Origin of the sequence: Paraburkholderia flagellata (genome assembly GCF_021390645.1) — a bacterium.
Lineage (GTDB): Bacteria > Pseudomonadota > Gammaproteobacteria > Burkholderiales > Burkholderiaceae > Paraburkholderia > Paraburkholderia flagellata.
In genome coordinates, this window is sequence record NZ_JAJEJT010000001.1 from 229,911 (window position 1) to 254,117 (window position 24,207).

A 24,207-nucleotide genomic window follows, 5' to 3' on the forward strand; every position below is an offset into this window, starting at 1 on the left:
TGCGTAAACGTGTGACATCGCGAAAATTCGCCACGACGCGGCGCGTATAATGTTCGCCAATTTTGTGCTTGCTGCGCTGCGATCGGCGCGTGCACAGCACCCGCATTCCGGCTTTCTCCGACCGTGCGCCGCATGGCGCGCTACGTTCATCCCGTCCCAATTCAGCCCGACCTGAACCTATGCGTTTTCTCTCCTCCGGCCAACCGTCTTCTTTCGTTCCTTCTTCCATCGTTCGTAATGTCACACTCGCAGCGCTCTTGCCCGCCACGCTTTTCGTGAGCGCGGATGCACTTGCCCGTACGCCCGCTCACACTGCGGGCGTGAAAGTGCAGGCGCAGCCGCAAACGGAGGTGGCTGTCGGCACCCCCGCAGACAACGTGCTCGGCGGGCTGCCGCCTCCCGGCGTGAATGCGCGCTCGTGGGTCCTCGTCGACGCCACCGCGAACCAGGTGCTCGCCTCCGGCAATGCCAATGAGCGCGTCGAGCCCGCGTCGCTCACGAAGCTCATGACCGCATACCTCGTGTTCGAGGCGCTGCAGAGCAAGAAAATCACGATGGATCAGATCGTCACGCCGAGCGAAGCCGTGCGCCGCGTGAAGAACGACGAGTCGCGCATGTTCATCGAAGCGAACAAGCCGGTCTCGGTGCACGACCTCGTGTACGGCATGATCATCCAGTCGGGCAACGATGCGGCCATCGCGCTTGCCGAACTGGTCGGCGGCAGCGAAGCGAACTTCGTCAACATGATGAACGCCGAAGCGCAGAAGCTCGGCATGACGCACACGCACTTCGCCGACGTGAACGGCATGCCCGACCCGAATCACTACACGTCGGCCGGCGACCTCGCCACGCTTTCCGCGCGCCTGATCCGCGACTATCCCGAGTACTACGACATCTTCTCGGTCAAGGAATTCAAGTACAACAACATCAAGCAGCCGAACCGCAACCGCTTGCTGTGGATCGACCCGACGGTCGATGGCCTGAAGACCGGCCACACGCAAGCCGCGGGCTACTGCCTGATCGCGTCGGCGAAGCGTCCGCTCGCGGGTGGCGGCAACCGCCGTCTCGTCTCGGTGATGATGGGCGAGGAGAAGGAACACGACCGCGTGCAGGACAGCATGAAGATGCTGAACTACGGCTATAGCGCGTACGACACGACGCGCATCTATCAGGCGAATCAGGCAGTGGCTACGCCGCGCGTCTACAAGGGCACGCTCGACGCCGTGAAGGTCGGCGTGCAGAAGGACCAGTACGTGACGCTGCCCAAGGGCGCCGCCGACAAGGCCAAGCCGCAGGTCGAACTCAACAGCCCGCTGATCGCTCCGTTCACGGTCGGCCAGCAAGTCGGCACGGCGAAGTTCGTGGGCGCGGACGGCAAGGTGCTCGCACAGGTTCCGCTCGTCGCGCTCGAAGCCGTGCCGCAAGCCGGTATCGTGGGCCGTGTGTGGGATTCGCTCATGCTGATGGTCAACAAGAAGAAGTGATGACGGGTACCTCAGCGCCGCAAGCCGCCGAGCCGCTCGTCTGGCTCAACGGTGAGCTCACGCCGCTTTCCGAAGCACGCATTCCTGTGCTCGATCGCGGCTTCATCTTCGGCGATGGCATTTACGAGGTCGTGCCCGTTTATGCGCTCAACGCGGCCGGCGGTGAAGGCAAAGTGCGCGTGCCGTTTCGCATGGCGCAGCATCTCGCGCGGCTCAAGCGCTCGCTCGAGAAGGTCGGCATTGCGAATCCGTTCGACGAAGCGGGCTGGCGCGCGCTCGTCGAGCGCCTGATCGCGGCGAACGAAGTGGCGGGCGCGCTCGCGCGGGATGCTCACGCCAACTTCTACGTGCAGGTCACGCGCGGCGTCGCGCCGCGCGGCCACGCGTTCCCGGCGGCGGCCACGCCCACCGTGTTCGCGATGGTCAATCCGCTCAAACTGCCTGGCAAGGCGCAGCGCGAGCACGGCGTGCGCTGCGTGAGCGCTGAAGACAAGCGCTGGCTGAATTGCGACATCAAGTCGACCTCGCTGCTCGGCAACGTGCTGATGGCGCAGCACGCAGCGGAAAACGACGCGTTCGAGACGATCCAGTTGCGCGACGGCTGGCTGACCGAGGCATCGTCGTCGAACGTGTGGGTCGTGAAGGGGGGCGCGCTCTTCGCGCCGCCGCGCAGCAACCGCATTCTCGAAGGCATCCGGTACGGGCTGATCGAGGAACTAGCCGAGGAATGCGGCGTGCGCTTCGAGGCGCGTGAAGTGGCCGAAGCCGAACTGCGCGAAGCGGACGAGATTCTCGTGACCTCGGCAACGAAGGAAGTGCTGGCGGTCGTCGCGCTCGACGGCAAGCCAGTGGGCGGCGGCAAGCCGGGCCCGGTGTACGCGGCGCTTTACGCTGCGTATCAGCGCGCGAAGCAACGCGAGGCAGAGGCTGTGCGAGCATCGGCCGCCGAGCTACAGGAAGTGGAGAAATGAACGTGACACAACAGGCAGGCAACCCCGAAGCGAAAGAATCGCTGATCGAATTCCCCTGCGACTTCCCGATCAAGGTGATGGGCAAGACGCATCCGGAATTCCAGGACACCATCGTGACGGTGCTGCGCGAATTCGACGGCGGCTTCGATGCCACGACCATCGAAATGCGCCCATCGAGCGGCGGCAACTACACGGGCCTCACCGTGACCGTGCGCGCCACGAGCCAGGCGCATCTCGACGACATCTATCGTGCCCTCACCGGGCATCCGATGGTGAAGATCGTGCTGTAAGCGCTAGTGCTTCGCCGAGTGTGATTCGAACGACGAGGGCCGCCATGTGCGGCCCTCGTTGCTTCTGCGGCTTGCGTTTCAGGGCACGTCGCCCACGCGCGCGCGTTGAGCCGCCGCGGCGGCGGTCATCAGCGGACCGGCTTCGCAAGCGTCCTCATAAAGGCGCCGAAAGCGCGCGACCTCGTCGAACACCCAGTCGCGGAAGGCCTGCACGCGCTCGGTCTGCATGCGTTGCGGCTGGCAGATGAAGTAGTAGCGCCACGGGCTCGGCCCGTCGACGTCCTTGAAGAGGCGCACGAGACGCCCGAGCGTGATCTCGTGCGTGGCGAGCGAGCGGCGCACGAGCGCGATGCCCTGGCCGTCCATGGCCGCCTGCAGCAGGTTCGATGAGTCCTGGTAGAGCACGCCGCGCTTCGGTTCGGGCAGGTCCTGGAGGCCCGCGGCGTCGAACCAGGGGCGCCAGAGTTCGTCGTCCGAGCGCAGTAGCGGCAGTTTCGCGAGTTCGCGCGGGTCGGTGGGCAGCTTGCCGCCGTTGAAATCCGGCGAGCATGCCGGAAAGAAGATCTCGTCGAGCAGCAGTTCGGCGTGCAGCCCCGGATAGTGCCCGTAGCCGAAGCGGATGGCGACATCGACATCGTCGCGCGCGAAGTCGGTGAGCGAATTCGTGGATTGCAGCTCGACGTCCCACTGCGGATGCGCCTCGATGAAGCGGCCGATGCGCGGCGTGACCCAGCGCGCCGCGAACGACGACAGCATCGACACCACGAGCCGCCGGTCCCGGTCCCCGGCGCGAATTTCCTGGGTGGCGTGCGCGAGTTGGTTGAGCGCGTCGCGCACCTGGCCGGCGTAGCGGCGGCCGGTATCGGTCACGCGCACGCGCTTGCCGTCGCGCGCGAAGAGCGCCACGCCCAACTCCGCCTCGAGCGCGCGGATCTGGTGGCTCACAGCGCCGTGCGTGACGAAGAGTTCATCGGCGGCACGCGAGAAGCTTTCGTGGCGGGCGGCGGCTTCGAAGGCCTTGAGCGCATTCAGCGCGGGTAGCTGGCGCAGATCCATATCGTATTTTTTCTCACATAGCCGTGAAAATTGATCGTTTTGCTCGATCCCTTATGGCATCTACGATTGTAGCCATCGGAGCAGGTCATTCGGAGTCGAAAATGAGAGAAATTTCTTCGGATATCACGTTTGAAGTGGCGGCCGATCAAACGGCGTCGGTGCGCGTCACCCGCAGCACGCGGCTGACCGTGAAGTGCGGCACCGTCTGGGTCACACGCAGCGACGACACCGCCGACTACTGGCTGGAACCCGGCCACACGCTGCGGCTGCGCCGCGGCGAGCGCCTGTGGATCGGCGCAGAAGGCGGCGTGCCCGCCTGGGTGGGGTTCGCGGCGCCGGCGCGCCTGAGCGAGCGCGTGGTCGATCTCGCCGCACGCGCCGCACAGCGCGCGGGTGTTCACATCGGCGACGGCTGGCGCACGGTTTGATCCAGGCGAGGCGGCGATGGGAGGGCAACCCATCGCCGCCGTTATCCGCAGCATGCCCGGCGCGCTTGTCCCGAATTCGGTAAACTTGCGCAATCATGTGCGCCACCCCGGTTTCACCCTCGCAAATTCCTTCGGACCCCGGCGCAGCCGCGGCCGATTCCCAAACGGCAAGTTCGCCCATCGTCGTGCGCTGGCGCGGCAACGAGGCTTATCAAACGAGCTTCGATGCCATGCGCGCGTTCACGGCTGCCCGTGACGCGAATACGTCCGACGAAATCTGGCTCGTCGAGCATCCGCCTGTGTTCACGCTTGGCCAGGCTGGCAAGCCCGAGCATCTGCTGGTCGCCAACAGCGGCATCCCGCTCGTGCAGATCGATCGCGGCGGGCAGATCACGTATCACGGGCCGGGCCAGGTGGTGGCCTACCTGCTGCTCGACTTGCGGCGCCGGAAGCTGATGGTGCGTGAGCTCGTCACGCTCATCGAGGACGCAGTGATCGAAACACTGGCGGCGTATAATCTCGCGGGCGAGCGCAAGGCCGGCGCGCCTGGCATTTACGTGCCGCAAGACGCCAGCGGCGCGAGCGCCGCGCATACGGGCGCGAAAGTCGCCGCCCTCGGGCTGAAGATCCGCAACGGCTGCAGCTATCACGGCGTGAGCCTGAACGTGTCGATGGATCTGAACCCATTTCTCGCGATCAATCCGTGTGGATACGCCGGTCTCGAAACCGTCGACATGGCCACGCTGGGTGTGGCCGTGAGTTGGCGCGATGTCGCCGCCACGCTGGCGGCGCGGCTCGAGGCGAATCTCGCGGCGCACGCAGCATCACTTCTAACGGTAGCCGAAGCGGCTGCCACAGACCCTTCAGCCGAAGCGGCTGCAGTGGACCCGGCCGCCCATGCGGCCCCAGGCGGGCAACCGCCGCAACCGCAGGCTGGCGTTGCACCGGCGGCCTGACTGGATCGAAAGCATGACTGACGTAACTGCGAACCCCGCTGCGAACCCCGTTGGCACGAACGCCGACGCCGTTCCCTACGACGCCACCGCAAAACAGAAGGCGCAGGCCAAGACCTCGCGCATTCCGATCAAGGTCATTCCCATCGAGAAGCTCAAGAAGCCCGACTGGATCCGCGTGAAGGCGGCCACGGGCAACTCGCGCTTCTACGAAATCAAGAACATCCTGCGCGAGCACAACCTGCACACGGTGTGCGAGGAAGCGAGCTGCCCGAACATCGGCGAATGCTTCGGCAAGGGCACCGCGACGTTCATGATCATGGGCGACAAGTGCACGCGCCGCTGCCCGTTCTGCGACGTGGGCCACGGCCGCCCCGATCCGCTCGACGCGGACGAACCGGCGAACCTCGCGCGCACCATCGGCGCGCTCAAGCTCAAGTACGTCGTGATCACGAGCGTGGACCGCGACGATCTGCGTGACGGCGGCGCCGGCCACTTCGTGGAGTGCATCCGCCAGGTGCGCGAGCAGTCGCCGGAAACGCGTATCGAGATTCTCACGCCGGACTTCCGCGGGCGTCTCGATCGCGCGCTGCAGATCCTCAACGCCGCGCCGCCCGACGTGATGAACCACAACCTCGAAACGGTGCCGCGCCTCTACAAGGAAGCGCGCCCGGGTTCGGACTACGCGCACTCGCTCAAGCTGCTCAAGGACTTCAAGGCGCTGCATCCCGAAGTCGCGACGAAGTCGGGCCTGATGGTGGGCCTTGGCGAAACCGAAGAGGAAATTCTTCAGGTGATGCGCGACCTGCGTGCGCACGATGTCGACATGCTGACGATCGGCCAGTACCTCCAGCCTTCTGAGCATCACCTGCCGGTGCGTTCGTACGTGCATCCCGATACGTTCAAGATGTACGAGGAAGAGGCGTACAAGATGGGCTTCACGCACGCGGCCGTTGGCGCGATGGTGCGTTCGAGCTATCACGCCGATCTGCAGGCGCATGGGGCAGGGGTGGTTTAAGGTTTAAACAAGCCACCGCTTACTGCAAGCACGCAATCGAAAAGCCCGCTGAAAAGCGGGCTTTTTGTTATGCGCCGCGCTCGAACAGCGCGTGTCATGCAGCCATCCCGCCACCATCCATTCAAGCGCGAAAAGCAATGCTTCAGCAGCGTCATTAGCTAACGCGGATAAGTTAGAACCACCCGTCGCCAGACTCCCTATAGTCGGAACCTTCATTCACTCGAACGTCGTTCCGCCGGAGTCTCTCGATGAACCCACGCGCTCTCCCTGCATTCGCACGCCGCCCGCACATCGCCGCCGTTGCATTCGCCGTTGCCTGCCTCGCAGCCACTTTCGGCGCGCCGCGCGCGCATGCCGAAACGCGCGAGGTCGTGATCGCGTATCAGGACATGGTGGTGCCGTGGCGCTACGCGCAGGCGACGGGCGAAGTCGAGAAGGAAACGGGCTACAAGGTCACCTACCGCAAGCTCGCGAGCGGCGCCGACGTGATCCGCGCGCTCGCCTCGGGCTCGGTGCAGCTCGGCGAAGCGGGTTCGAGCCCGATCGCGGCGGGCCTTTCGCAGGGCGTGGATCTCTCGCTCTTCTGGATTCTCGACAACATCAACGACGCCGAGGCGCTCGTCGTACGCGACGGTTCGGGCGTGACGAGCATTGCGGGCCTCAAGGGCAAGACGATCGGTGTGCCGTATGTCTCGACTTCGCACTTTCACGCGCTCGTCGCGCTGCAGAACGCGGGTGTGAATCCCGCCGATGTGAAGATCGTCAACCTGCGTCCGCCCGAAGTCGCGGCCGCCTGGCAGCGCGGCAACATCGATGCGACCTACATCTGGGACCCCGTGCTCGCGCAGGTGAAGAAGAACGGCAAGGTGCTGATTACGTCGGGCCAGGTGGCGAAGGCCACGGGCAAGGCGACCTTCGATGGCTTCGTCGCGGACAAGCGCTTCGCGAAGGACAACGCGGATTTCGTCGCGAAGTTCGTCAAGGTGCTGGCCGCCGCCGATGCCGATTACAGTGCGCATCGCAGCGCCTGGAACGCGGCTTCGCCGCAGGTGCAGGCAGTTGCGAAGGAGTCGGGCGCGAATGCCGCCGAAGTGCCCGCGAGCCTCGCGCTCTACGCCTTCCCCACGCCGGCCGAGCAGGCATCGAAGCAATGGCTGGGCGGCGGGGCGCAGTCGGGTGCGGCGCAGTCGCTGCTCGCCACGGCGACCTTCCTCAAGGAGCAGGGCACGATCCAGAACGTGCTGCCCGACTACTCGGTGGGCGTCGACCCGCAGTACGTGCAGCGCGCCGCTGCGCACTGAACGCAAGGAGCAACCGATGAGCGCGCTCGCGATCCGCGATCTCACCGTCATTTATGAGGGCGCACAACGCGGTGCGCCACCGAACGTCGCACTCGCAAACGTGAATCTCGAAGTGGCGAGCGGCGAGTTCGTCGTGGCGCTCGGCGCTTCGGGCTGCGGCAAGACCACGTTGCTCAACTGCATCGCGGGCTTCATCGAACCCGCGCAAGGAGAGGTGCGCGTGAACGGCGCGCGGGTGGAGGGCCCGGGCGCTGAGCGTGGCGTGGTGTTCCAGAAGCATGCGCTGCTGCCGTGGCTCGACGTGCTGGATAACGTCGCGCTCGGCTTGCGTTTTCGGCGCGTGCCGAAGGCGCAGCGCGAGCGCGCCGCGCGCGAGCAGCTTGCACTCGTGGGGCTTGAAGCGCAGGCGCGAGAACGCGTGTATGCGCTCTCGGGCGGCATGCAGCAGCGCGTGGGCATTGCGCGGGCGCTTGCGAGCGACCCGCAGATCTTGCTGATGGACGAGCCGATGGGCGCGCTCGACGCCATGACGCGCGAGCAGGTGCAAACGCTCGTGCTCGACGTCTGGGCGCGCACGCAGAAGACGGTGTTCTTCATCACGCACAGCGTGGAGGAGGCGCTTTTTCTCGCAACGCGCATCGTGGTCATGACGCCGGGTCCGGGCCGGATCGAGCGCGAGTACGAAGTGCCGTTCGCGCGCCAGTACCTTGCCACGCGCGATGCGCGCGCGGTGAAATCGTCGCCGGAATTCATCGCGTGGCGCGAGCGGTTGGTGGATTTGCTGCACGCGGACGCGCTCGCACACGAGGAGCCGGTATGAGCGTGCCGCAGGAATCGTTGAGAGAAGTCGGGCTGAAGGCGCGTCGCGCGCTGCCCCACGCAGGCGAGGCGCGTGAGGTCCAAGCCGCCCGCTCGAAAGTCTGGCGCATGCCCGGCGAAGGCCCGACCGCTGCGCTGAGCGCGGCCTCGGTGGCGGCACTCGCGCTGCTCTGGTGGCTCGCTACGCACCTGCACTGGCTGCCGCCGCTCTTCCTGCCGACGCCCGAAGCGGTCTGGCAAGCCTTCACCGACGCCTGGCATGGCCGCATCCAGGGCGGCTTGCCGCTCTCCGAGCATCTGTTCTGGAGCGCGCTGCGCGTGTTCGGCGCGTTCCTGCTCGCGGTGGTGACGGCCGTTCCCGTCGGCATTCTGATGGGCGTGTCGCGCATCGCGCGCGGCCTGCTCGATCCGCCGCTCGAGTTCTACCGGCCGCTGCCGCCGCTCGCTTACCTGCCGCTCGTGGTGATCTGGTTCGGCATCGACGAGACGGCCAAGATCGTCGTCATCTGGCTCGCCTGCTTCGCGCCCATCGCGATGGCCGCGCGCGCCGGTGCAAAGAGCGCGAGCGTCGAGCAGATCCGCGCGGCGGCGTCGCTGGGCGGCGGCTTCGCGCAGATCGTGCGCTTCGTCGTGCTGCCCGCCGCGCTGCCGGAGATCCTCACGGGCCTGCGCATCGCCATCGGCTTTGGCTGGACCACGCTCGTGGCCGCCGAGATGGTCGCCGCGACGGCGGGCCTGGGCCAGATGGTGCTCAACGCGTCGAGCTTTCTACGCACGGATGTCGTGGTGATGGGCATCGTGCTGATCGGGCTCATCGCCTGGGGCTTCGACCTGGGCATGCGCGCGCTCGAAAAGCGCCTCGTGCCGTGGAAGGGGCGGGGCTGACGCGGCGCCCCCGCCGTTTCTGGAAATCCAAACAGCCATATGGCGTGATTCTGGAAAACCAGATTCACGCCTTTGCTCGTTCGATAAAAGTCCTTATAAATCAACGGCATGAGCGTTTATGCTCGCTGGCATTCTCCTTGCAATTAAGAACACGCGGCCAACCAGGCCGCGACAAAAAAACAGTAAGGAGACAGCCGATGTCCGATCCCATCTTCCGGTTTCGCTGATCCCCCAGTTTCGTCCTGTCGCGGCCCGAACCAGCTTCGTTCGGCCATTGGCTTAACTCATTTGCGGGAACCATCGTGAAGAAACCTCTCCACAAAGTCCTCTACGTCCAGGTGATCGTGGCGATCGCCATCGGCGTGATCCTTGGCCATTACTGGCCCGCCCTCGGCATCGACATGAAGCCGCTCGGCGACGCCTTCATCAAGCTCATCAAGATGGTGATCGGACCGATCATCTTCTGTACCGTCGTGACCGGCATTGCCGGCATGGAGGACATGAAGAAGGTGGGCCGCGTGGGCGGCAAGGCGCTGCTCTACTTCGAGATCGTCTCGACCTTCGCGCTCGTGCTCGGCCTCATCGCCACGCACGTGCTCAAGCCCGGCGCGGGCTTCAACGTCGACGTCCACACGCTCGACGCCAAGGCCGTGGCCAGCTACGCCGAAAAGGCGCACGGCCAGAGCAGCGTCGACTTCCTGATGCACATCATTCCCGATACGCTCACTTCGGCGTTCGCACAAGGCGAGATCCTGCAGATCCTGCTGATCGCGCTTCTGTTCGGCGCCGTGCTCACGCAACTGGGCGAGCGCGGCCGCGTGGTGACCGAGTTCATCGACGGCATCTCGGGCGTGCTGTTCGGCGTCGTGAAGATCGTCACGAAGCTCGCACCGATCGGCGCGTTCGGCGCGATGGCGTTCACCATCGGCAAGTACGGCGTGGGCTCGCTCATCCCGATGCTCAAGCTCATCGGCACGTTCTACCTCACGTCGATCGTGTTCGTGCTCGTCGTGCTCGGCGCGATCGCTCGCTTCACGGGCTTTTCGATCATCCGCTTCGTTTCCTACATCAAGGAAGAGCTGCTGATCGTGCTCGGCACGAGCTCGTCGGAATCGGCGCTGCCGCAACTGATGCAGAAGCTCGAGCGCCTGGGCTGCTCGCGCTCGGTGGTGGGCCTCGTGGTGCCGACCGGCTACTCGTTCAACCTCGACGGCACCAACATCTACATGACGATGGCGGTGCTCTTCATCGCCCAGGCGACCAACACGGACCTCACGTGGACCCAGCAGCTCACGCTGCTCGCCGTGACGATGCTCACCTCGAAGGGCGCGAGCGGCGTGACCGGCGCGGGCTTTATCACCCTCGCGGCGACGCTGGCCGTGGTGCCGACCATTCCGCTCTCGGGCATGGTGCTGATTCTGGGCATCGACCGCTTCATGAGCGAATGCCGTGCGCTCACCAACATCGTCGGCAACGGCGTGGCGACGGTCGTGGTCTCGGCATGGGAAAAGGAGCTCGACCGCAACAAGCTGCGCGCCGTGCTCTCTGGCCAGACCGAAGAAATGAAGGAAAGCGCGGGCGCGTAAGCCGCGCCGGGTGGCCGCGCGCAGGCCATGAGGCGCGCGCCGCCCGCCGATGTTGCTTCTCTCGTTGTTTCGCGGCCATAGCCGCTGGGCGGCGCAAGCGTTTCCCCTGCGTGAGCGCCGCCCGTTTTTGCTGTTCCCGTCTGACCTGACCGCACGTTGATCAGTGCGTCCGAAGCCCGCTGTCCGCCCCGGACGCCCCAGCGCGGCCGTGTGCCACAATCTCCCTCATCCCCTTGACCGTCTGGAAGCCGCTCACGTGACGCGCCGCCTCATCATCTTCTTCGCGCTCGCAGCCGGTCTCGTCGCGGTCTGCGCGCTGACGTGGGCGCTCACGTGGCAGGCCGGCATCGACGCGCTGCGCCGCAATGCCGCCGTGCGCGGCGACCGCACCGCGGCTTCGCTCAAGAGCACGCTCGAGCGCTACGACTCGCTGCCGTATATCGTCGGCGAGCATCCGCTCGTGCAGGACGTGCTCGTCGATCCGCGGCCCGAGTGGGTGGCCGCCGCGAACCGCTATCTCGAAGACGTGAACCGGCACGCGCGCGCGACGACGACCTACATCATCCGCGCCGACGGCATGAGCATCGCGGCCAGCAACTGGCGCGACCCTGACAGCTTCGTCGGCGTGGATTACCGCTTCCGGCCGTATTTCATCGACGCGATGCAGGGCGGCGTGGGCCGCTTCTTTGGCATCGGCACGATCTCGCACGATCCCGGCTACTACGTGTCGCAGCCGGTGCGGCGCGACGGCAAGATCGTTGGCGTGGCCGTGGTGAAGCTCAATCTCGAATGGTTTCCGGGCACCGATGCCTCGGAGCCGCTGCTTGTGACCGACGATCACGGCGTGATCTTTCTCTCCTCGGTGCCCGCGTGGAAGTACCGCACGGTGCGCCCGCTGCCGCCGGCTGTCGTGGCCTCGATCGATGCCACGCGCCAGTACGCGAGCGAGCCGATCGCGCCGCTGCCGGCAAGCGTCGAGCGCGTGTTGCCGGGCGACGCCGACATCGTGCGCATGGGGGCGGGCCTACGCGCGCCGCGCTACCTCGAAACGCGCCGCTCGCTCGGCGAGCCCGACTGGCATCTCGTCACCATGTCGTCGATCGACCCCGTGCTCGACGCCTCGCGCAACGCGACCATCATGACGGGCTTCGGCTACGTCTCGCTGTGCCTCTTTGGTTTCTACTGGCGCATGCGGCGCGCGCGCGTGAAGGAGGTGATGCGCAGCCGCGCGATGCTGCAAAAGGCCTACGCGATGCTCAACGAGCGCGTGGCCGAACGTACCGCCGATCTCTCGCAGGCGAACGAGCGTCTGCAGCGCGAAGTGGCGGAGCGCACGCGCGCTGAAGGCGTACTGCGCGCGACCCAGGACGAGCTGATCCAGGCGAGCAAGCTGGCGGCGCTCGGCCAGATGGCGGCGGGCATCACGCACGAGCTGAACCAGCCGCTTGCGGCGCTGCGCAGCTTCTCGGACAACACGCGCGTGTTTCTCGAGCGCGGCCAGTACGCGGCGGCCACCGAAAACCTGGAGGCGATCGGCTCGCTCACCGAGCGCATGGGCAAGATCGTGAACCAGCTCAAGCTGTTCGTCGGGCGTGCGCGGCCAAGGAGCGCGCGCGCGCCGGTTGCCCGCGCGCTGCGTAACTCGCTCGCGTTGCTCGGCAAGCGGCTCGACGGCGTGCGCGTGGATCTCACGTTGACGGAAGACGGTGCGGCGCCCGTGCCGCTCGATCTGGACGCCGAGTACCAGGATCTGAGCGCACAGAGCGACGACTTGCGGCTCGAACAAGTGCTCATCAACGTGCTCGGCAATGCGCTCGACGCCGTGGCGGGCTTGCCGTCGCCGCACATTGCGATCGACGTTCAGGCGAGCGCGGCAACGCTCGCCATCGCGGTGAGCGACAATGGGCCGGGCATTCCCGACGATGTGTTGCCGCGCCTCTTCGAGCCGTTTTTCACGACGAAGGAAATGGGGCAGGGGCTCGGCCTCGGCCTCGCGATTTCCTCGTCGATTGCGCGTGATTGCGGCGGCTCGCTCACGGCGAGCAACGCACCGGAAGGCGGCGCGCGCTTCGTGCTGACGCTGCGCCGCGCGCGTGCGGATGCCGCGAGTGCGGCGCGTGCGGCGGGATTGTGATGAAGCGCTCTGACGCACGCTAATGAATCAGGATGACGAACGAACATGGTGAACACGACGCCCGGCCGGGTGCTTTACGTAGAGGATGACGAACTCGTGCGCCGCGCGGGCGTGCAAAGCCTGCAGCTCGCTGGCTTCGACGCCGCCGGTTTCGCCAACGCGGAAGGCGCTCTGCCGCTCATCGACGCCGACTTTGCGGGCGTCGTGGTGAGCGATATTCGTCTGCCGGGCATGAGCGGGCTCGATCTGCTCGCGCAGTGCCACGAGCGCGCGCCCGAGGTGCCCATCATCCTCGTGACGGGCCACGGCGATATCTCGATGGCCGTGCAGGCCATGCGCGACGGCGCGTACGACTTCATCGAGAAGCCATTCGCCTCCGAGCGCCTGATCGAAACGGTGCGGCGCGCGCTGGAGCGGCGCCTGCTCGTGCTCGAAAACCTCGCGCTGCGCCGCGAACTGGCGGGGCAGAACGAACTCGCACCGCGCATCATCGGCAAGAGTCCGGCCATCGAGCAGGTGCGCAAGCTCATCGCGAACGTCGCGCCCACGGACGCTTCCGTGCTCATCAACGGCGACACCGGCGCGGGCAAGGAGCTGATCGCGCGCAGCCTTCACGAGCTTTCGCCGCGCCATGACAAACCGTTCGTCGCCGTGAACTGCGGCGCGCTGCCCGAGCCGATGTTCGAGTCGGAGATGTTCGGCTACGAGGCGGGCGCGTTCACGGGCGCGGCCAAACGCCGGATCGGCAAGCTCGAGCATGCGAGCGGCGGCACGCTCTTTCTCGACGAGATCGAGAGCATGCCGCTCTCGCTTCAGGTGAAGCTGCTGCGCGTGCTGCAGGACGGCGTGCTGGAGCGCCTCGGCTCGAACCAGCCGGTGCGCGCCGACCTGCGCGTGGTCGCGGCGGCCAAGGGCGACATGAGCGAGCACGTCGCGGCGGGGACCTTCCGGCGCGACTTGCTGTACCGGCTGAACGTCGTGACGATCGCGCTGCCGCCGCTCGCCGAACGCCGCGAGGACATCGTGCCTTTGTTCGAGCATTTTCTGCTCGACTCGGCGGTGCGTTACCAGCGGCCCGCGCCGCTCCTCACCGAGCGCGACCGCATGCGCCTCGCACAGCGCGACTGGCCGGGCAACGTGCGCGAACTGCGCAACGCGGCGGACCGGCGGGTGCTCGGGATTCCCGACGATCTTTCGGCAGGCGCGGCGGCCGGCGACGACGACGCGCTGCCGCTCAAGGAACGCGTGGAGCAATACGAACGCGCGCTGATCGCCGACGCGCTTGCGCAGAGCAATGGGGCGGTCGCCCAGGCCGCCGAGCGGCTGCAGATGGCGAAGGCCACGCTGTATGAGAAGATTCGCCGCTATGGGCTGGTGGCGCGCGGCGAGGGTTAGCTTCGATTCGCGCCGCGTTGCGAGGCGTGCAGGCGTAAAAAAAGCAGCGGGGTTTCCGCTGCTTTTTTGTTGACTGTCGACCGTCTGTCAGGTCGACAGCGCCTTTTGAAGAATCTGGTCGAGTTCCGCGAACTGCGGCTCGCCCACGTAGCGCTTGAGAATCTTGCCGTCGCGGCCGATCACGAAGGTGGTGGGCGTGAGCTGGACATTGCCGAACTGCTTCGCGGCCGATCCGTCATCCATCGCCACCTTGAACGGCAGCTGACGCGTTTGCGCGTAGTTGGCCACGTACATCGGCGCGTCGTAGTTCATCGCTACCGCGACGAACTCGAGGCCTTCGCCCTTGAAGCGGTTATAGGTCTGGACCATCTTCGGCATTTCCGCCATGCAGGTGGTGCAGCTCGTCGCCCAGAAGTTGACGAGGTAGACCTTGCCCTTCAGGTCGTTCGTGGAGACCTTCTGGCCGGACAGGAGCGTGAAGGTGGCGTCGGGTACGCGCTGCTGGCTGCCGAAGAAGGCGAAATAGCCGGCCACGGCGATCGCGACGACGACCACCGCCGCGCCAATGCGCATGAGCGCGCCGGAGCGCGGCTTCGAAGAATTCGGGGATGCAGCGGTCATGAGCCTTGCCTTGTGCGCCGAAGGACGCGGGTGTTTAGCCAAAACATTGTAGCGCTGAATTTCCCGGCATAGCGGTTGCGAGACAACATCCGGGTATGCGCCGACGGATAATGTCGCGCACCTTTCACTCCTGTGACGAACCGCGCCCCATGGTCCTGGACATCCTTCGCCGCGCCCGCCTACCGTTAAACCTGTCGATGCGCACCTTCGTTCCTGCCCGCGTGGCGGCGCTTGGCATACTCGCTGCGGCGCTCGCGCTGGCTGCCTGCTCGCCCACCTACGACTGGCGCACGATTTCGAACGACGCGAGCGGCTACTCGATCGACCTGCCGGCCAAGCCGGACAAGGACGAACGCCGCATCGACGTGAACGGCACGCCGATGCGCATGCGCGTGCAGACGACCGAAGTCGCCGGCGACGTGTTCGTGGTCGGCACACTCGATCTGCCCGACGCGCAACCCGCGACGCAGCAAAAGGCGCTCGACTTCCTGCGCGCAGGCCTTGCGCGCAACGTGGGCGCGCCGGCCGACGCGCACGCGGTGGCGGTGCCGCTCGCGACGGGCGGCTCAGTCGAGGGCGTGGAAATGCGCATGGCCGGCAAGGCGGGCGCGGGCGGCGAGTCGCGCACGATCCACGCGCGGCTCGTCGCGAAGGGCGCGCGCGCCTACCAGGTGGCGATCGTCGGACGCACCGAGCCGCCGGTCGAGCAGAGCGACCAGTTCTTCGGATCTTTCAAGCTGTACTGAGCTTTGGGACTCCACAGCACTCCTCGCGTAGCGAAGTTTCGCTCACGCTGCGGCGGGCGTTTGCCGGCCGAAGTGAAAGTTGCGCTGCAGGTAAACACGCTAATTATCGGATTTGATTGAGGGTTTACCGGTTACCCACAGGAGCTGTGGGTAACTTTGTGGAAAACAACGCCGAGTTGGCTGGAAAGGGCCGTCCTGTGGGCTTTCTGTTAGTTTTTGCCGCTTTTCTGTAGAACCAGAAAATTAGAAGAATCAATGAGTTAGCAAACCGGCCCCAGCGTAATGCGAACCATGAACAAATCCGGGGACGACGCGACGAAATGTGCATAAGTCAAGTCTTGACTTCGATTTATTGGCGCTATTGACATTCCCCGGCGGCACAAACGCGACGGCGTTGTCCTGCGAAACCCGCGCTGTGCACGGCTAACGCTCCGCAAACACGCGCCGGTACTGCACGGCCTCCGCCACGTGGGCGGCGTCGGGCATGGGCGCACCGGCGAGATCGGCAATCGTGCGCGCGACCTTGAGCACCCGGTAGTGCGCGCGCGCCGACCAGCCGAAGCGCTCGCCCGCTTCGCGCAGCAGCGCCTCACCTGCGGTGTCCGGCTGGCAGACCGCGTCGGTTTCCCGGCCGCTCAATTCGCGATTGGTCTTGCCCTGGCGCGCCAACTGGCGCTCGCGCGCCGCCTGCACGCGCTCGGCGATCGCGGCGCTAGGTTCGGCACTCGTGCTGGCGCGGGCGGCCAGTTCGGCGGGCGGCAGCGCGGGAATCTCGATCTGGATGTCGATGCGGTCGAGAAGCGGCCCCGAGAGCTTGCGCAAATAGCGTGCGGCGCTTTCGGGCGTACAGCGGCAGCGCCCTGCGGGGTCGCCGCGCCAGCCGCACGGACAGGGGTTCATCGCGGCAACCAGCTGACACGCGGCTGGGAAGTCGGTTTGCCACGCGGCGCGCGAAATCGTGATCGAACCCACTTCGAGCGGTTCGCGCAGCGTTTCGAGCACGTGGCGGTCGAATTCGGGCAGCTCATCGAGAAAAAGGACACCTAAGTGCGCGAGCGTGATCTCGCCCGGTTGCGGCGGATTGCGCCCGCCGATCAGCGCGGCTGCGCTCGACGAGTGATGCGGCGCGCGAAACGGCCGCTGCCGCCACTGCTGCGGCGTGAAGCCGATCGCGCTGGCCGAGAGCAGGGCGGCGGAGGCCAGCGCTTCGTCGTCGGTCATGAGGGGCAGGAGTCCGGGCAGGCGCGCGGCGAGCATCGACTTGCCAGCGCCCGGCGGCCCGACCATCAACAGATGATGCCCGCCCGCCGCAGCGACTTCGAGCGCACGGCGCGCGCCGCGCTGGCCTACCACGTCGGCCATATCGAGGGGGGCGGCGGTGGGCGCGGCGTCGACGGCGCTCGCACGCACGGGGGCGAGGCGCGCTTCGGGATTGGGGCCCGCAAGGTGCGCGCAGAGCGAGCGCAGGTCTGCCACGCCATACACCGCGACACCCGGCACGAGCGCCGCTTCGACGGCGTTTTGTGCAGGCAGATAAAGCTCGGGCATGGCTGAGCGCTCGCGCGGCGCATGGGCGAGCGCGAGCGTTGCTTCGTCAGCCTCAGTATCAGGAATCCGAAGGATGCCGCTTTCCACTATGGCTTCGCGGTTGGACATTGCCGCGCCGTCAGCACGTGCTGCGCGCTCGGCGCGGGCGGTGCCGCATGCCATGGCGAACGCACCGCGCATCGGCCGCAAGGCGCCGGTGAGCGAAAGCTCGCCCGCGAACTCGCGGTGTGCGAGCGCCGCAGCCGGAAGCTGCCCGCTCGCCGCGAGAATGCCGAGCGCGATCGGCAGATCGAAGCGGCCTGATTCCTTGGGCAAATCGGCGGGCGCGAGGTTGACGGTAATTCGCCTCACCGGAAAATCGAAGCCGCAGTTCGAGAGCGCGGCGCGCACGCGCTCGCGGCTTTCGCGCACTTCGAGATCGGGCAGCCCAACGATGGAAAACGACGGCAGCCCGTTGGCGAGATGGACTTCTACGGTGACTTCGGGCGCGCGGCCAGCAGCCGGCGCGCGGCTGCGCACCACGGCAAGCGACATGGGATTCTCCGGAAGGCTCGCATGCAGAAGTGGCGCGCGCGTTGTACTTCACTGCGTACGGACTTCGCGCGCCGCGCATGCGCCAGGCTGGTGAGGCGTATGCCCCTTTACGGTTCCATTGCGACTACGCTACGGATCGCTTGCGGTGGTGCTGCACTTAATTGCGCACAGGAATGCGCAAAGAAATGATCAGGAGGACTGGCTAGTCACCGGCAGCTTTTGCTCGAGTTCGGCCACACGGCGTTCGAGTTCTTCGAGGCGCTGGCGCGTGCGCACGAGCACCTGCGTTTGCGCGTCGAATTCCTCGCGCGTGACGAGGTCCAGCTTCGAAAAGCCTTGCGACAACATTGCGCGCACATTGCGTTCGACATCGCGCGCCGGCGAGTTCTTGAGCAGATCGCTCACGCGTGACTGCAGATCATTGAATACATCGTTTGGTTGCTTCATTCGATTCCCCTTCGCTGCACAAAAAATGTGCAAGTTTTGTTTCGCTTGTGCCCCGCGACGAACCGTGATCGATCTTGGTGCGAACTCGCAGGGCAACGGCCAAGTGTGCGCGCAACTGGTGCGCTCCGCCGGCCAGTGTGCTTCGCGCCGTGGCGCGGCGGGCCACTTCCAGCCGCTATGCGGCTCCCAGCGCGGCAGCGATGCCTGAGAACACTGTAGCAACGTTCCCCCCGCCACGCCACCGCGCGCGCCTCATGCTGGCCGTTCGGCCAGGGCCTTGCGCGCCGCGCCCCTCAAGGCGCGGACCGGCATTGTCCACGGCTTTGGGCGCGCTTGCATCGAAGTCCATCACATCGGCTTTGCAGACGGGGTGCAGCGAATTGGCACGGGTGTTGCTAATACTGCCCCGCGCACCGAACGACGGTTGGCTCACGGTGCGCCAGCGGGGCGGTTACGCATCATGCGCCGCTCGCAAGGCGCCCGTTGCAGAAGCAAACAAAGGAATGAAGCAAACCACAGCGAGGACTACATGAAACTGATTACAGCAATCATCAAGCCCTTCAAGCTCGATGAGGCGCGCGAAGCCCTTTCGGCGATCGGCGTTTCGGGGATCACGGTGACAGAGGTGAAAGGCTTCGGTCGCCAGAAGGGGCACACCGAGCTGTATCGCGGCGCGGAGTATGTCGTCGACTTCCTGCCGAAGGTGAAGATCGAAGCCGCCGTGGCCGACGACATCGTCGAGCAGGCCATCGAGGCGGTCGAACGCGCGGCACGCACCGGCAAGATCGGCGACGGCAAGATTTTCGTCACACCGATCGAACAAGTGATCCGCATCCGCACCGGCGAGACCGGCGCCGACGCGCTGTAAAGCCCGCAGTAAGGCCTAAAGAGACCGAGACAAGAGGAAAGAGGAAACCGAGATGCGCAAACTTTTGATGTCCCTGATGATGGCTGGCTCGCTGCTGGCCGGCGGCGTCGGCGCCGCGCTGGCGGACGACGCATCCGCGCCCGCCGCGGCTTCCGCGCCGGCCACCACGGCTTCGGCACCCGACGCTTCGGCGGCCGCACCGGCTTCGGCCCCCGCGGCTGACGCCAACGCAAGCGCCCCGGCTGCCGCTGCCGCAAGCGCCCCTGCCGACGCATCGGCTGCTGCCGCAGCCGCCGCACCCGCCGCACCGACCGCGCCGTTCTCGGTCGATTCGTCGAAGATCAACTCGGGCGACACCGCGTGGATGCTGACCTCCACCGCGCTCGTGCTGTTCATGACGATTCCGGGCCTCGCGCTCTTCTACGGCGGCATGGTCCGCAAGAAGAACGTGCTCGCCACGCTCATGCAGAGCTTCGCGATCACCTGCGTGGTCACGGTGATCTGGACGGTGGTCGGCTACTCGATCGCGTTCACGCCGGGCGGCTCGTTCATAGGCGGCTTCTCGCGCATCTTCCTTGAGGGTATGAACTACATCAAGGGCGACAAGGCGACGACGCTCACCGTGAGCCACCTCGCGCCGACCATCCCCGAGACCGTGTACTTCGTCTATCAGATGACGTTCGCGATCATCACGCCGGCGCTCATCACCGGTGCGTTTGCCGACCGCATGAAGTTCTCGGCGATGCTCGTCTTCATGTCGCTGTGGTCGATCATCGTCTACTCGCCGATCGCGCACATGGTCTGGGAACCGACCGGCTGGCTCGCCAGCGCCGGCATCCTCGACTTCGCGGGCGGCACGGTCGTGCATATCAACGCCGGTATCGCGGGTCTGGTGTGCTGCCTCGTGCTCGGCAAGCGGGTTGGCTACGGCCGCGAAGTGATGGCTCCGCACAACCTCACGCTCACGCTGATGGGCGCGGCCATGCTGTGGGTGGGCTGGTTCGGCTTCAACGCGGGTTCGGCAGTCGCGGCTGATGGCCGTGCGGGCTTCGCGATGCTCACGACGCAAGTCGCCACCGCCTGCGCCGCGCTCGGCTGGATGTTCGCGGAGTGGATCGCCAAGGGCAAGCCGTCGGTGCTCGGCATCGCTTCGGGTGCAGTGGCAGGTCTCGTGGCAATTACGCCGGCATCGGGCTTCGTCGGTGTGCTCGGCGCGATCGTGATCGGCGTGGTGGCGGGCGTGGTCTGCTTCTGGTCGGCTACGTGGCTCAAGCACAAGTTCAACTACGACGACTCGCTCGACGCGTTCGGTGTGCACGGCATCGGCGGCATCATCGGTGCGCTTCTGACCGGCGTGTTCGCGGTGAAAGACATCGGCGGCGCGGATGGCAGCCTCATCCTGCAAGCCAAGGGCGTGCTCACGACCCTCATTTACAGCGGCGTGGTGAGCTACGTCCTGCTGAAGGTGATCGACATGGTGATGGGCCTGCGCGTTTCGGAGGAAGCCGAGCGCGAAGGTCTCGACGTGGTTCTGCATGGCGAGCGCGTGGAATAAGCGCGCCGTTCTCGATGGTTTGATCTAGCAGGGCAGCAAGCAGCGACCTGGGCCCGCCATTTCGGCGGGCCCTTTTCTTTGTGTGCCGAGCATGTGCAACAGCTTGGGGGTGGAAGTCCCCTGCCCAGCCTGATGGTGGCGAAGGGCTAGCGAAACGCAAGGGCGTCGTCGTGAGGCGGGGTCTGAAGGAAGCGTGTGGCAAAGCCACGACCTGACGAACAGAAATCAGATATGAGGCCGCCCCAGTTGGACGAGCGAGCAAAGGATCGCGAAGTCCACAACCATCAAGGACTGGTGCGGTAAATCTGGCAGGTGTGTGGCGAAGGCGGTTGTGCTTACCTCGGGAGGCCTGCCCGGTGTCCTGGAACCAGGACTGGGCAACTCGCAAGGGTTGCTGATCGCCGTGCAGGAGTCAGCAGCGGGCATATTAGGGCGGCGACGCCTGAAGGCCCAAACGGAGAGGAGCGGCGAGTAAGCCGGAGAACTCGACATGGGAGCGCAGCAGAAAACGCATCGCGTCCTTGATAGCGGAAGAAGGGGTGAAGCCCCGACGGCGGCTGATCGAGGGGCTGAACCTATGGCGGCGAACCCCGAGCCTGAAAGCCCGTCGGCTTGTGACCGGCTGATGGAAGAAGTCTGCGAAAGGGAGAACCTGCAGCAGGCGTTGAAACGTGTGAAGGCGAACAAGGGTGCACCGGGTGTGGACGGCATGACGGTTCAGACATTACCGGCGTACCTGCGGGAGCATTGGCCGTCGATAAGGGAAACGCTGCTGAACGGCACGTACAAGCCCCAACCTGTGAGACGGGTCGAGATACCCAAGCCGGACGGAGGTGGCGTGCGCAAGCTCGGTATCCCCTCTGCGCTCGACCGGCTCGTTCAGCAGGCGGTATTGCAGGTGCTGCAAAGGCAGTGGGACCCGACGTTCTCGGAATCCAGTTATGGCTTCCGTCCGGGACGTTCGGCGCATCAGGCGGTGGCGAAGGCACAAAGCTATATCCAGGCGGGACATCGCTGGGTCGTAGATTTGGATTTGGAGAAATTCTTCGATCGCGTGAGCCACGATATCCTGATGAGCCGGGTGGCAAAGCGGGTGAGCGACAGACGCGTTCTGAAGCTGATTCGCTCCTTCCTGACGGCAGGTGTGCTGGAGAACGGGCTGGTTGGTGCAACGGCAGAGGGTACGCCGCAGGGCGGCCCGTTGTCTCCGTTGTTATCCAATCTGCTGCTCGACGATCTCGACAAGCTGCTTGAGCAACGCGGGCTGCGATTCGTGAGGTACGCAGACGATTGCAACGTCTACGTGCGCAGTGAACGCGCAGGTCAGCGGGTGATGGCCGGGCTGAAGGCCTTCCTCACCAACAAGCTGAAGTTGAAGGTCAACGAGGCGAAGAGCGCCGTCGCACGGCCTCACACGCGGAAGTTTCTGGGATTTACCTTCCTGGGGCGAAAGCAGGTCAGAAGGCGCATTGCGCCCAATGCTCTGGTTCGCTTCAAGGATCGGGTCCGGGAATTGACGCAACGCTCGCGCGGGATCAGCGTTCGCCAGATGATCGGCGCGCTGAAGCGATATCTGACGGGCTGGCGTGGCTACTTTGGTTTCTGCGAAACGCCCAGTGTGCTCAGGCAACTGGATGCATGGATCCGACGCCGCCTGCGCTGCTTCTTGTGGAAGCAGTGGAAGCAAGGCCGGACCCGGTTTCGGCAGCTGGTTGCGCGCGGCGTGGGGCACGACCTTGCCGCACAAACGGCGGGTTCGCCCCACGGCGCCTGGCGCCTAAGCAATAGCCCTGCGCTAAGTAAGGCGCTGTCGAATCGTTACTTCCTCTCATTGGGCCTTCCATCGCTAGGCCCTACGCCGATTAACTGATCCGAACCGCCGTGTACGGACCCGTACGCACGGTGGTGCGGGAGGGGTCGCGCCGCGAGGCCTGCCCCTATCCCAATTTGTCGCCTTGCGCGCGGGTCGCAACAACATGGACGGACGGGAATAAGCGCTTCGCCCGCGCGTTCGCATAGTGCCCCTTCAGACCGTGTGCCCAATTGCCCCCGGTGGCGCGCTCGGTCCAGAATAGATATCCGGCGTGAATATCCGCGCGGATGGAACCGGCGATTGACCCTACGGTTCTTGAGGGAATGCAAGCGGGAATTCAAGTGGGGATTCATGAGGGCAATCCCGTCTTGCAACTGGCGCAATCGTCCCCAGATAAACGACCGGTTTCCCTACAATCAAAGCATTTCGTCTGCGAGTCACCCCTTATGGTCCCGCATCTGGTTACGGCGTTGAATGGCCCGCTCCTCGAACTGGAGCAGCGCATCCTCGACGCGACGCCGGCCATCGAGCGTTGGTTCCGCCTCGAATGGCAGGAACACACGCCGCCGTTCTACTGCTCGGTCGACTTGCGCAACGCCGGTTTCAAGCTCGCGCCCGTCGACACCAACCTTTTTCCCGGCGCCTTCCACTGCCTGCCGCAGGAAGTGCTGCCGCTCGCCGTGCAGGCGGCCATGGCCGCGATCGAAAAGATCTGCCCGGACGCCAAGAACCTGCTCGTGATTCCGGAGATGCACACGCGCAACGCGTTCTATCTGGAGAATGTCGCGCGGCTCGCCACGATCATGCGCCAGGCCGGCCTGAACGTGCGCTTCGGCACGCTCGACGAAACCATCGCCGGGCCGGTGACGATTTCGCTCGCGGACGGCCAGAAGATCGTGCTCGAACCGCTCGAGCGTTCGCAGCGGCGCCTGGGTCTGAAGAACTTCGACCCGTGCTCGATCCTGCTGAACAATGATCTTTCGGGCGGCATTCCGCCGGTGCTCGAAAACCTGCATGAGCAGTACCTGCTGCCGCCGCTGCACGCGGGCTGGGCGGTGCGTCGCAAGTCCACGCACTTTTCCTGCTATGACGACGTGGCGAAGAAGTTCGCAAAGATGGTGGGCGTGGACCCGTGGATGATCAATCCGTACTTCGCGCACGTCGAAGGCGTGGACTTCGAGGCGCGCACGGGTGAGGAGCAGCTCGCCACCGCCATCGACGCCGTGCTCAAGAAGATCGCGAAGAAGTATCGCGAGTACGGCATCACCGAAAAGCCCTATGTCGTCATCAAGTCCGATGCCGGCACGGATGGCCGCGGTGTAATGACGGTGCACGACGCTTCGGAGGTCGCCGCGCTCACGAAGCGCGAACGTGCGAAGATGTCGGCCACGAAGGACGGGCTCGAAGTGCACGACGTGATCGTGCAGGAAGGCGTCTACACGTTCGAGCATATCGGCGACGAAGTGGCCGAGCCGGTCGTATACATGATCGACCGCTACGTGGTGGGCGGCTTCTACCGCGCGCACGGCAGCCGCGAGCGCGACCAGAACCTGAACGCGCCGGGCATGCATTTCGTGCCGCTCGGTTTCGAGCACACGGCGCTGCCCGACACGCGTGCGAAAGCGGGTGCGGCGCCGCCGAACCGTTTTTACATGTACGGCGTGGTGGCGCGGCTCGGGTTGCTGGCGGCTTCGGTCGAGCTGGAGAAGACCGACCCCGAGGCGATCCAGGTCTGATCCAGCCGTCATCATTCAC

The 24,207-nt window shown here is 65.4% G+C and carries 20 protein-coding genes and 1 pseudogene; 17 read left to right on the top strand and 4 right to left on the bottom strand.

Annotated features, from left to right (window positions below; genetic code table 11):
• The first annotated feature begins 179 nt into the window (after positions 1-179).
• Genes L0U83_RS01060 through L0U83_RS01070 form a run of 3 tightly spaced genes read left to right on the top strand, consistent with a single transcriptional unit; the run spans position 180 to position 2,745 of the window.
• Positions 180-1,484: a D-alanyl-D-alanine carboxypeptidase family protein gene (locus tag L0U83_RS01060; protein WP_233879087.1), complete on the top strand. Its 1,305-nt coding sequence runs from the start codon at positions 180-182 to the stop codon at positions 1,482-1,484.
• On the top strand, positions 1,484-2,455 hold the full coding sequence (locus tag L0U83_RS01065; protein ID WP_233879089.1) for a D-amino acid aminotransferase: 972 nt from the start codon (positions 1,484-1,486) through the stop codon (positions 2,453-2,455). The genes L0U83_RS01060 and L0U83_RS01065 overlap by 1 nt, the downstream gene beginning before the upstream one ends.
• The gene (locus L0U83_RS01070) at positions 2,452-2,745 is read left to right on the top strand and encodes a DUF493 family protein (RefSeq protein ID WP_233879097.1); all 294 of its coding nucleotides are present in this window, start codon (positions 2,452-2,454) and stop codon (positions 2,743-2,745) included. The genes L0U83_RS01065 and L0U83_RS01070 overlap by 4 nt, the downstream gene beginning before the upstream one ends.
• A 78-nt stretch (positions 2,746-2,823) precedes the next feature.
• Here the strand turns inward: L0U83_RS01070 and L0U83_RS01075 are convergent, their stop codons facing one another.
• Positions 2,824-3,801 (bottom strand): transcriptional regulator GcvA, encoded by a 978-nt coding sequence (locus tag L0U83_RS01075; protein WP_233879099.1) that lies wholly within the window; start codon positions 3,799-3,801, stop codon positions 2,824-2,826.
• Positions 3,802-3,902: 101 nt separating this feature from the next.
• Here L0U83_RS01075 and L0U83_RS01080 point away from each other — a divergent pair, with 101 nt between their 5' ends.
• The 9 genes and pseudogenes from L0U83_RS01080 to L0U83_RS01120 all read left to right on the top strand — a co-directional run bounded on the left by L0U83_RS01080 (position 3,903) and on the right by L0U83_RS01120 (position 14,320).
• Positions 3,903-4,229: a DUF2917 domain-containing protein gene (locus L0U83_RS01080; RefSeq protein ID WP_233879102.1), complete on the top strand. Its 327-nt coding sequence runs from the start codon at positions 3,903-3,905 to the stop codon at positions 4,227-4,229.
• Positions 4,230-4,324: 95 nt separating this feature from the next.
• Positions 4,325-5,086: pseudogene (lipB, locus tag L0U83_RS01085) on the top strand (lipoyl(octanoyl) transferase LipB); the annotation flags it as partial.
• A gap of 112 nt (positions 5,087-5,198) precedes the next feature.
• Positions 5,199-6,200, top strand: coding sequence for a lipoyl synthase (lipA, locus tag L0U83_RS01090; RefSeq protein ID WP_233879123.1), 1,002 nt, complete (start codon positions 5,199-5,201; stop codon positions 6,198-6,200).
• A gap of 248 nt (positions 6,201-6,448) precedes the next feature.
• Positions 6,449-7,501: a taurine ABC transporter substrate-binding protein gene (gene tauA, locus L0U83_RS01095; RefSeq protein WP_233879142.1), complete on the top strand. Its 1,053-nt coding sequence runs from the start codon at positions 6,449-6,451 to the stop codon at positions 7,499-7,501.
• 16 nt (positions 7,502-7,517) lie between these two features.
• Positions 7,518-8,321 (top strand): taurine ABC transporter ATP-binding protein, encoded by an 804-nt coding sequence (locus L0U83_RS01100; protein WP_233879157.1) that lies wholly within the window; start codon positions 7,518-7,520, stop codon positions 8,319-8,321.
• Complete coding sequence (locus tag L0U83_RS01105; protein ID WP_233879159.1) at positions 8,318-9,205, top strand: ABC transporter permease subunit; 888 nt, start codon at positions 8,318-8,320, stop codon at positions 9,203-9,205. The genes L0U83_RS01100 and L0U83_RS01105 overlap by 4 nt, the downstream gene beginning before the upstream one ends.
• 299 nt (positions 9,206-9,504) lie before the next feature.
• Positions 9,505-10,791: a dicarboxylate/amino acid:cation symporter gene (locus L0U83_RS01110; RefSeq protein ID WP_233883609.1), complete on the top strand. Its 1,287-nt coding sequence runs from the start codon at positions 9,505-9,507 to the stop codon at positions 10,789-10,791.
• A gap of 163 nt (positions 10,792-10,954) precedes the next feature.
• The gene (locus tag L0U83_RS01115; RefSeq protein ID WP_373320942.1) at positions 10,955-12,925 is read left to right on the top strand and encodes a sensor histidine kinase; all 1,971 of its coding nucleotides are present in this window, start codon (positions 10,955-10,957) and stop codon (positions 12,923-12,925) included.
• A 45-nt stretch (positions 12,926-12,970) separates the two neighbouring features.
• Entirely contained in the window at positions 12,971-14,320 is a 1,350-nt protein-coding gene (locus L0U83_RS01120) for a sigma-54-dependent transcriptional regulator (protein WP_233879161.1), read from the top strand.
• 87 nt (positions 14,321-14,407) lie between these two features.
• Here the strand turns inward: L0U83_RS01120 and L0U83_RS01125 are convergent, their stop codons facing one another.
• A complete protein-coding gene (locus L0U83_RS01125) occupies positions 14,408-14,893 on the bottom strand; it encodes a TlpA disulfide reductase family protein (protein WP_373321039.1) in 486 nt (161 codons plus the stop codon).
• Positions 14,894-15,138: 245 nt separating this feature from the next.
• Here L0U83_RS01125 and L0U83_RS01130 point away from each other — a divergent pair, with 245 nt between their 5' ends.
• Positions 15,139-15,687 (top strand): hypothetical protein, encoded by a 549-nt coding sequence (locus L0U83_RS01130; RefSeq protein ID WP_233879176.1) that lies wholly within the window; start codon positions 15,139-15,141, stop codon positions 15,685-15,687.
• A gap of 423 nt (positions 15,688-16,110) precedes the next feature.
• Here the strand turns inward: L0U83_RS01130 and L0U83_RS01135 are convergent, their stop codons facing one another.
• Entirely contained in the window at positions 16,111-17,769 is a 1,659-nt protein-coding gene (locus L0U83_RS01135; protein WP_233879178.1) for a YifB family Mg chelatase-like AAA ATPase, read from the bottom strand.
• A gap of 189 nt (positions 17,770-17,958) precedes the next feature.
• Positions 17,959-18,216, bottom strand: a complete 258-nt coding sequence (locus tag L0U83_RS01140; RefSeq protein WP_028201802.1) for an accessory factor UbiK family protein — start codon at positions 18,214-18,216, stop codon at positions 17,959-17,961.
• 529 nt (positions 18,217-18,745) lie between these two features.
• On the opposite strand from L0U83_RS01140, the gene L0U83_RS01145 reads away from it, so the two are divergent.
• From L0U83_RS01145 to gshA, 4 genes are all read left to right on the top strand, one after another.
• The gene (locus L0U83_RS01145; RefSeq protein ID WP_028201804.1) at positions 18,746-19,084 is read left to right on the top strand and encodes a P-II family nitrogen regulator; all 339 of its coding nucleotides are present in this window, start codon (positions 18,746-18,748) and stop codon (positions 19,082-19,084) included.
• Positions 19,085-19,136: 52 nt separating this feature from the next.
• Positions 19,137-20,639: an ammonium transporter gene (locus tag L0U83_RS01150; RefSeq protein WP_233879186.1), complete on the top strand. Its 1,503-nt coding sequence runs from the start codon at positions 19,137-19,139 to the stop codon at positions 20,637-20,639.
• A gap of 490 nt (positions 20,640-21,129) precedes the next feature.
• Positions 21,130-22,509, top strand: coding sequence for a group II intron reverse transcriptase/maturase (ltrA, locus tag L0U83_RS01155; protein WP_373320943.1), 1,380 nt, complete (start codon positions 21,130-21,132; stop codon positions 22,507-22,509).
• Between the two features lie 389 nt (positions 22,510-22,898).
• Positions 22,899-24,188, top strand: coding sequence for a glutamate--cysteine ligase (gene gshA / locus L0U83_RS01160; RefSeq protein ID WP_233879190.1), 1,290 nt, complete (start codon positions 22,899-22,901; stop codon positions 24,186-24,188).
• The last annotated feature ends 19 nt before the right edge of the window (positions 24,189-24,207 follow it).

Bases quoted from the DNA above. Each gene is read 5' to 3' on its own strand.
- L0U83_RS01135 (WP_233879178.1), bottom strand. From the start codon at position 17,769: ATGTCGCTTGCCGTGGTGCGCAGCCGCGCGCCGGCTGCTGGCCGCGCG.
- L0U83_RS01150 (WP_233879186.1), top strand. From the start codon at position 19,137: ATGCGCAAACTTTTGATGTCCCTGATGATGGCTGGCTCGCTGCTGGCC.
- L0U83_RS01075 (WP_233879099.1), bottom strand. From the start codon at position 3,801: ATGGATCTGCGCCAGCTACCCGCGCTGAATGCGCTCAAGGCCTTCGAA.
- lipA (WP_233879123.1), top strand. From the start codon at position 5,199: ATGACTGACGTAACTGCGAACCCCGCTGCGAACCCCGTTGGCACGAAC.
- L0U83_RS01065 (WP_233879089.1), top strand. From the start codon at position 1,484: ATGACGGGTACCTCAGCGCCGCAAGCCGCCGAGCCGCTCGTCTGGCTC.
- L0U83_RS01100 (WP_233879157.1), top strand. From the start codon at position 7,518: ATGAGCGCGCTCGCGATCCGCGATCTCACCGTCATTTATGAGGGCGCA.
- L0U83_RS01140 (WP_028201802.1), bottom strand. From the start codon at position 18,216: ATGAAGCAACCAAACGATGTATTCAATGATCTGCAGTCACGCGTGAGC.
- gshA (WP_233879190.1), top strand. From the start codon at position 22,899: ATGGTCCCGCATCTGGTTACGGCGTTGAATGGCCCGCTCCTCGAACTG.
- L0U83_RS01145 (WP_028201804.1), top strand. From the start codon at position 18,746: ATGAAACTGATTACAGCAATCATCAAGCCCTTCAAGCTCGATGAGGCG.
- L0U83_RS01105 (WP_233879159.1), top strand. From the start codon at position 8,318: ATGAGCGTGCCGCAGGAATCGTTGAGAGAAGTCGGGCTGAAGGCGCGT.
- tauA (WP_233879142.1), top strand. From the start codon at position 6,449: ATGAACCCACGCGCTCTCCCTGCATTCGCACGCCGCCCGCACATCGCC.
- L0U83_RS01125 (WP_373321039.1), bottom strand. From the start codon at position 14,893: ATGCGCATTGGCGCGGCGGTGGTCGTCGTCGCGATCGCCGTGGCCGGC.
- L0U83_RS01070 (WP_233879097.1), top strand. From the start codon at position 2,452: ATGAACGTGACACAACAGGCAGGCAACCCCGAAGCGAAAGAATCGCTG.
- L0U83_RS01130 (WP_233879176.1), top strand. From the start codon at position 15,139: ATGCGCACCTTCGTTCCTGCCCGCGTGGCGGCGCTTGGCATACTCGCT.
- L0U83_RS01060 (WP_233879087.1), top strand. From the start codon at position 180: ATGCGTTTTCTCTCCTCCGGCCAACCGTCTTCTTTCGTTCCTTCTTCC.
- ltrA (WP_373320943.1), top strand. From the start codon at position 21,130: ATGGGAGCGCAGCAGAAAACGCATCGCGTCCTTGATAGCGGAAGAAGG.
- L0U83_RS01080 (WP_233879102.1), top strand. From the start codon at position 3,903: ATGAGAGAAATTTCTTCGGATATCACGTTTGAAGTGGCGGCCGATCAA.
- L0U83_RS01120 (WP_233879161.1), top strand. From the start codon at position 12,971: ATGGTGAACACGACGCCCGGCCGGGTGCTTTACGTAGAGGATGACGAA.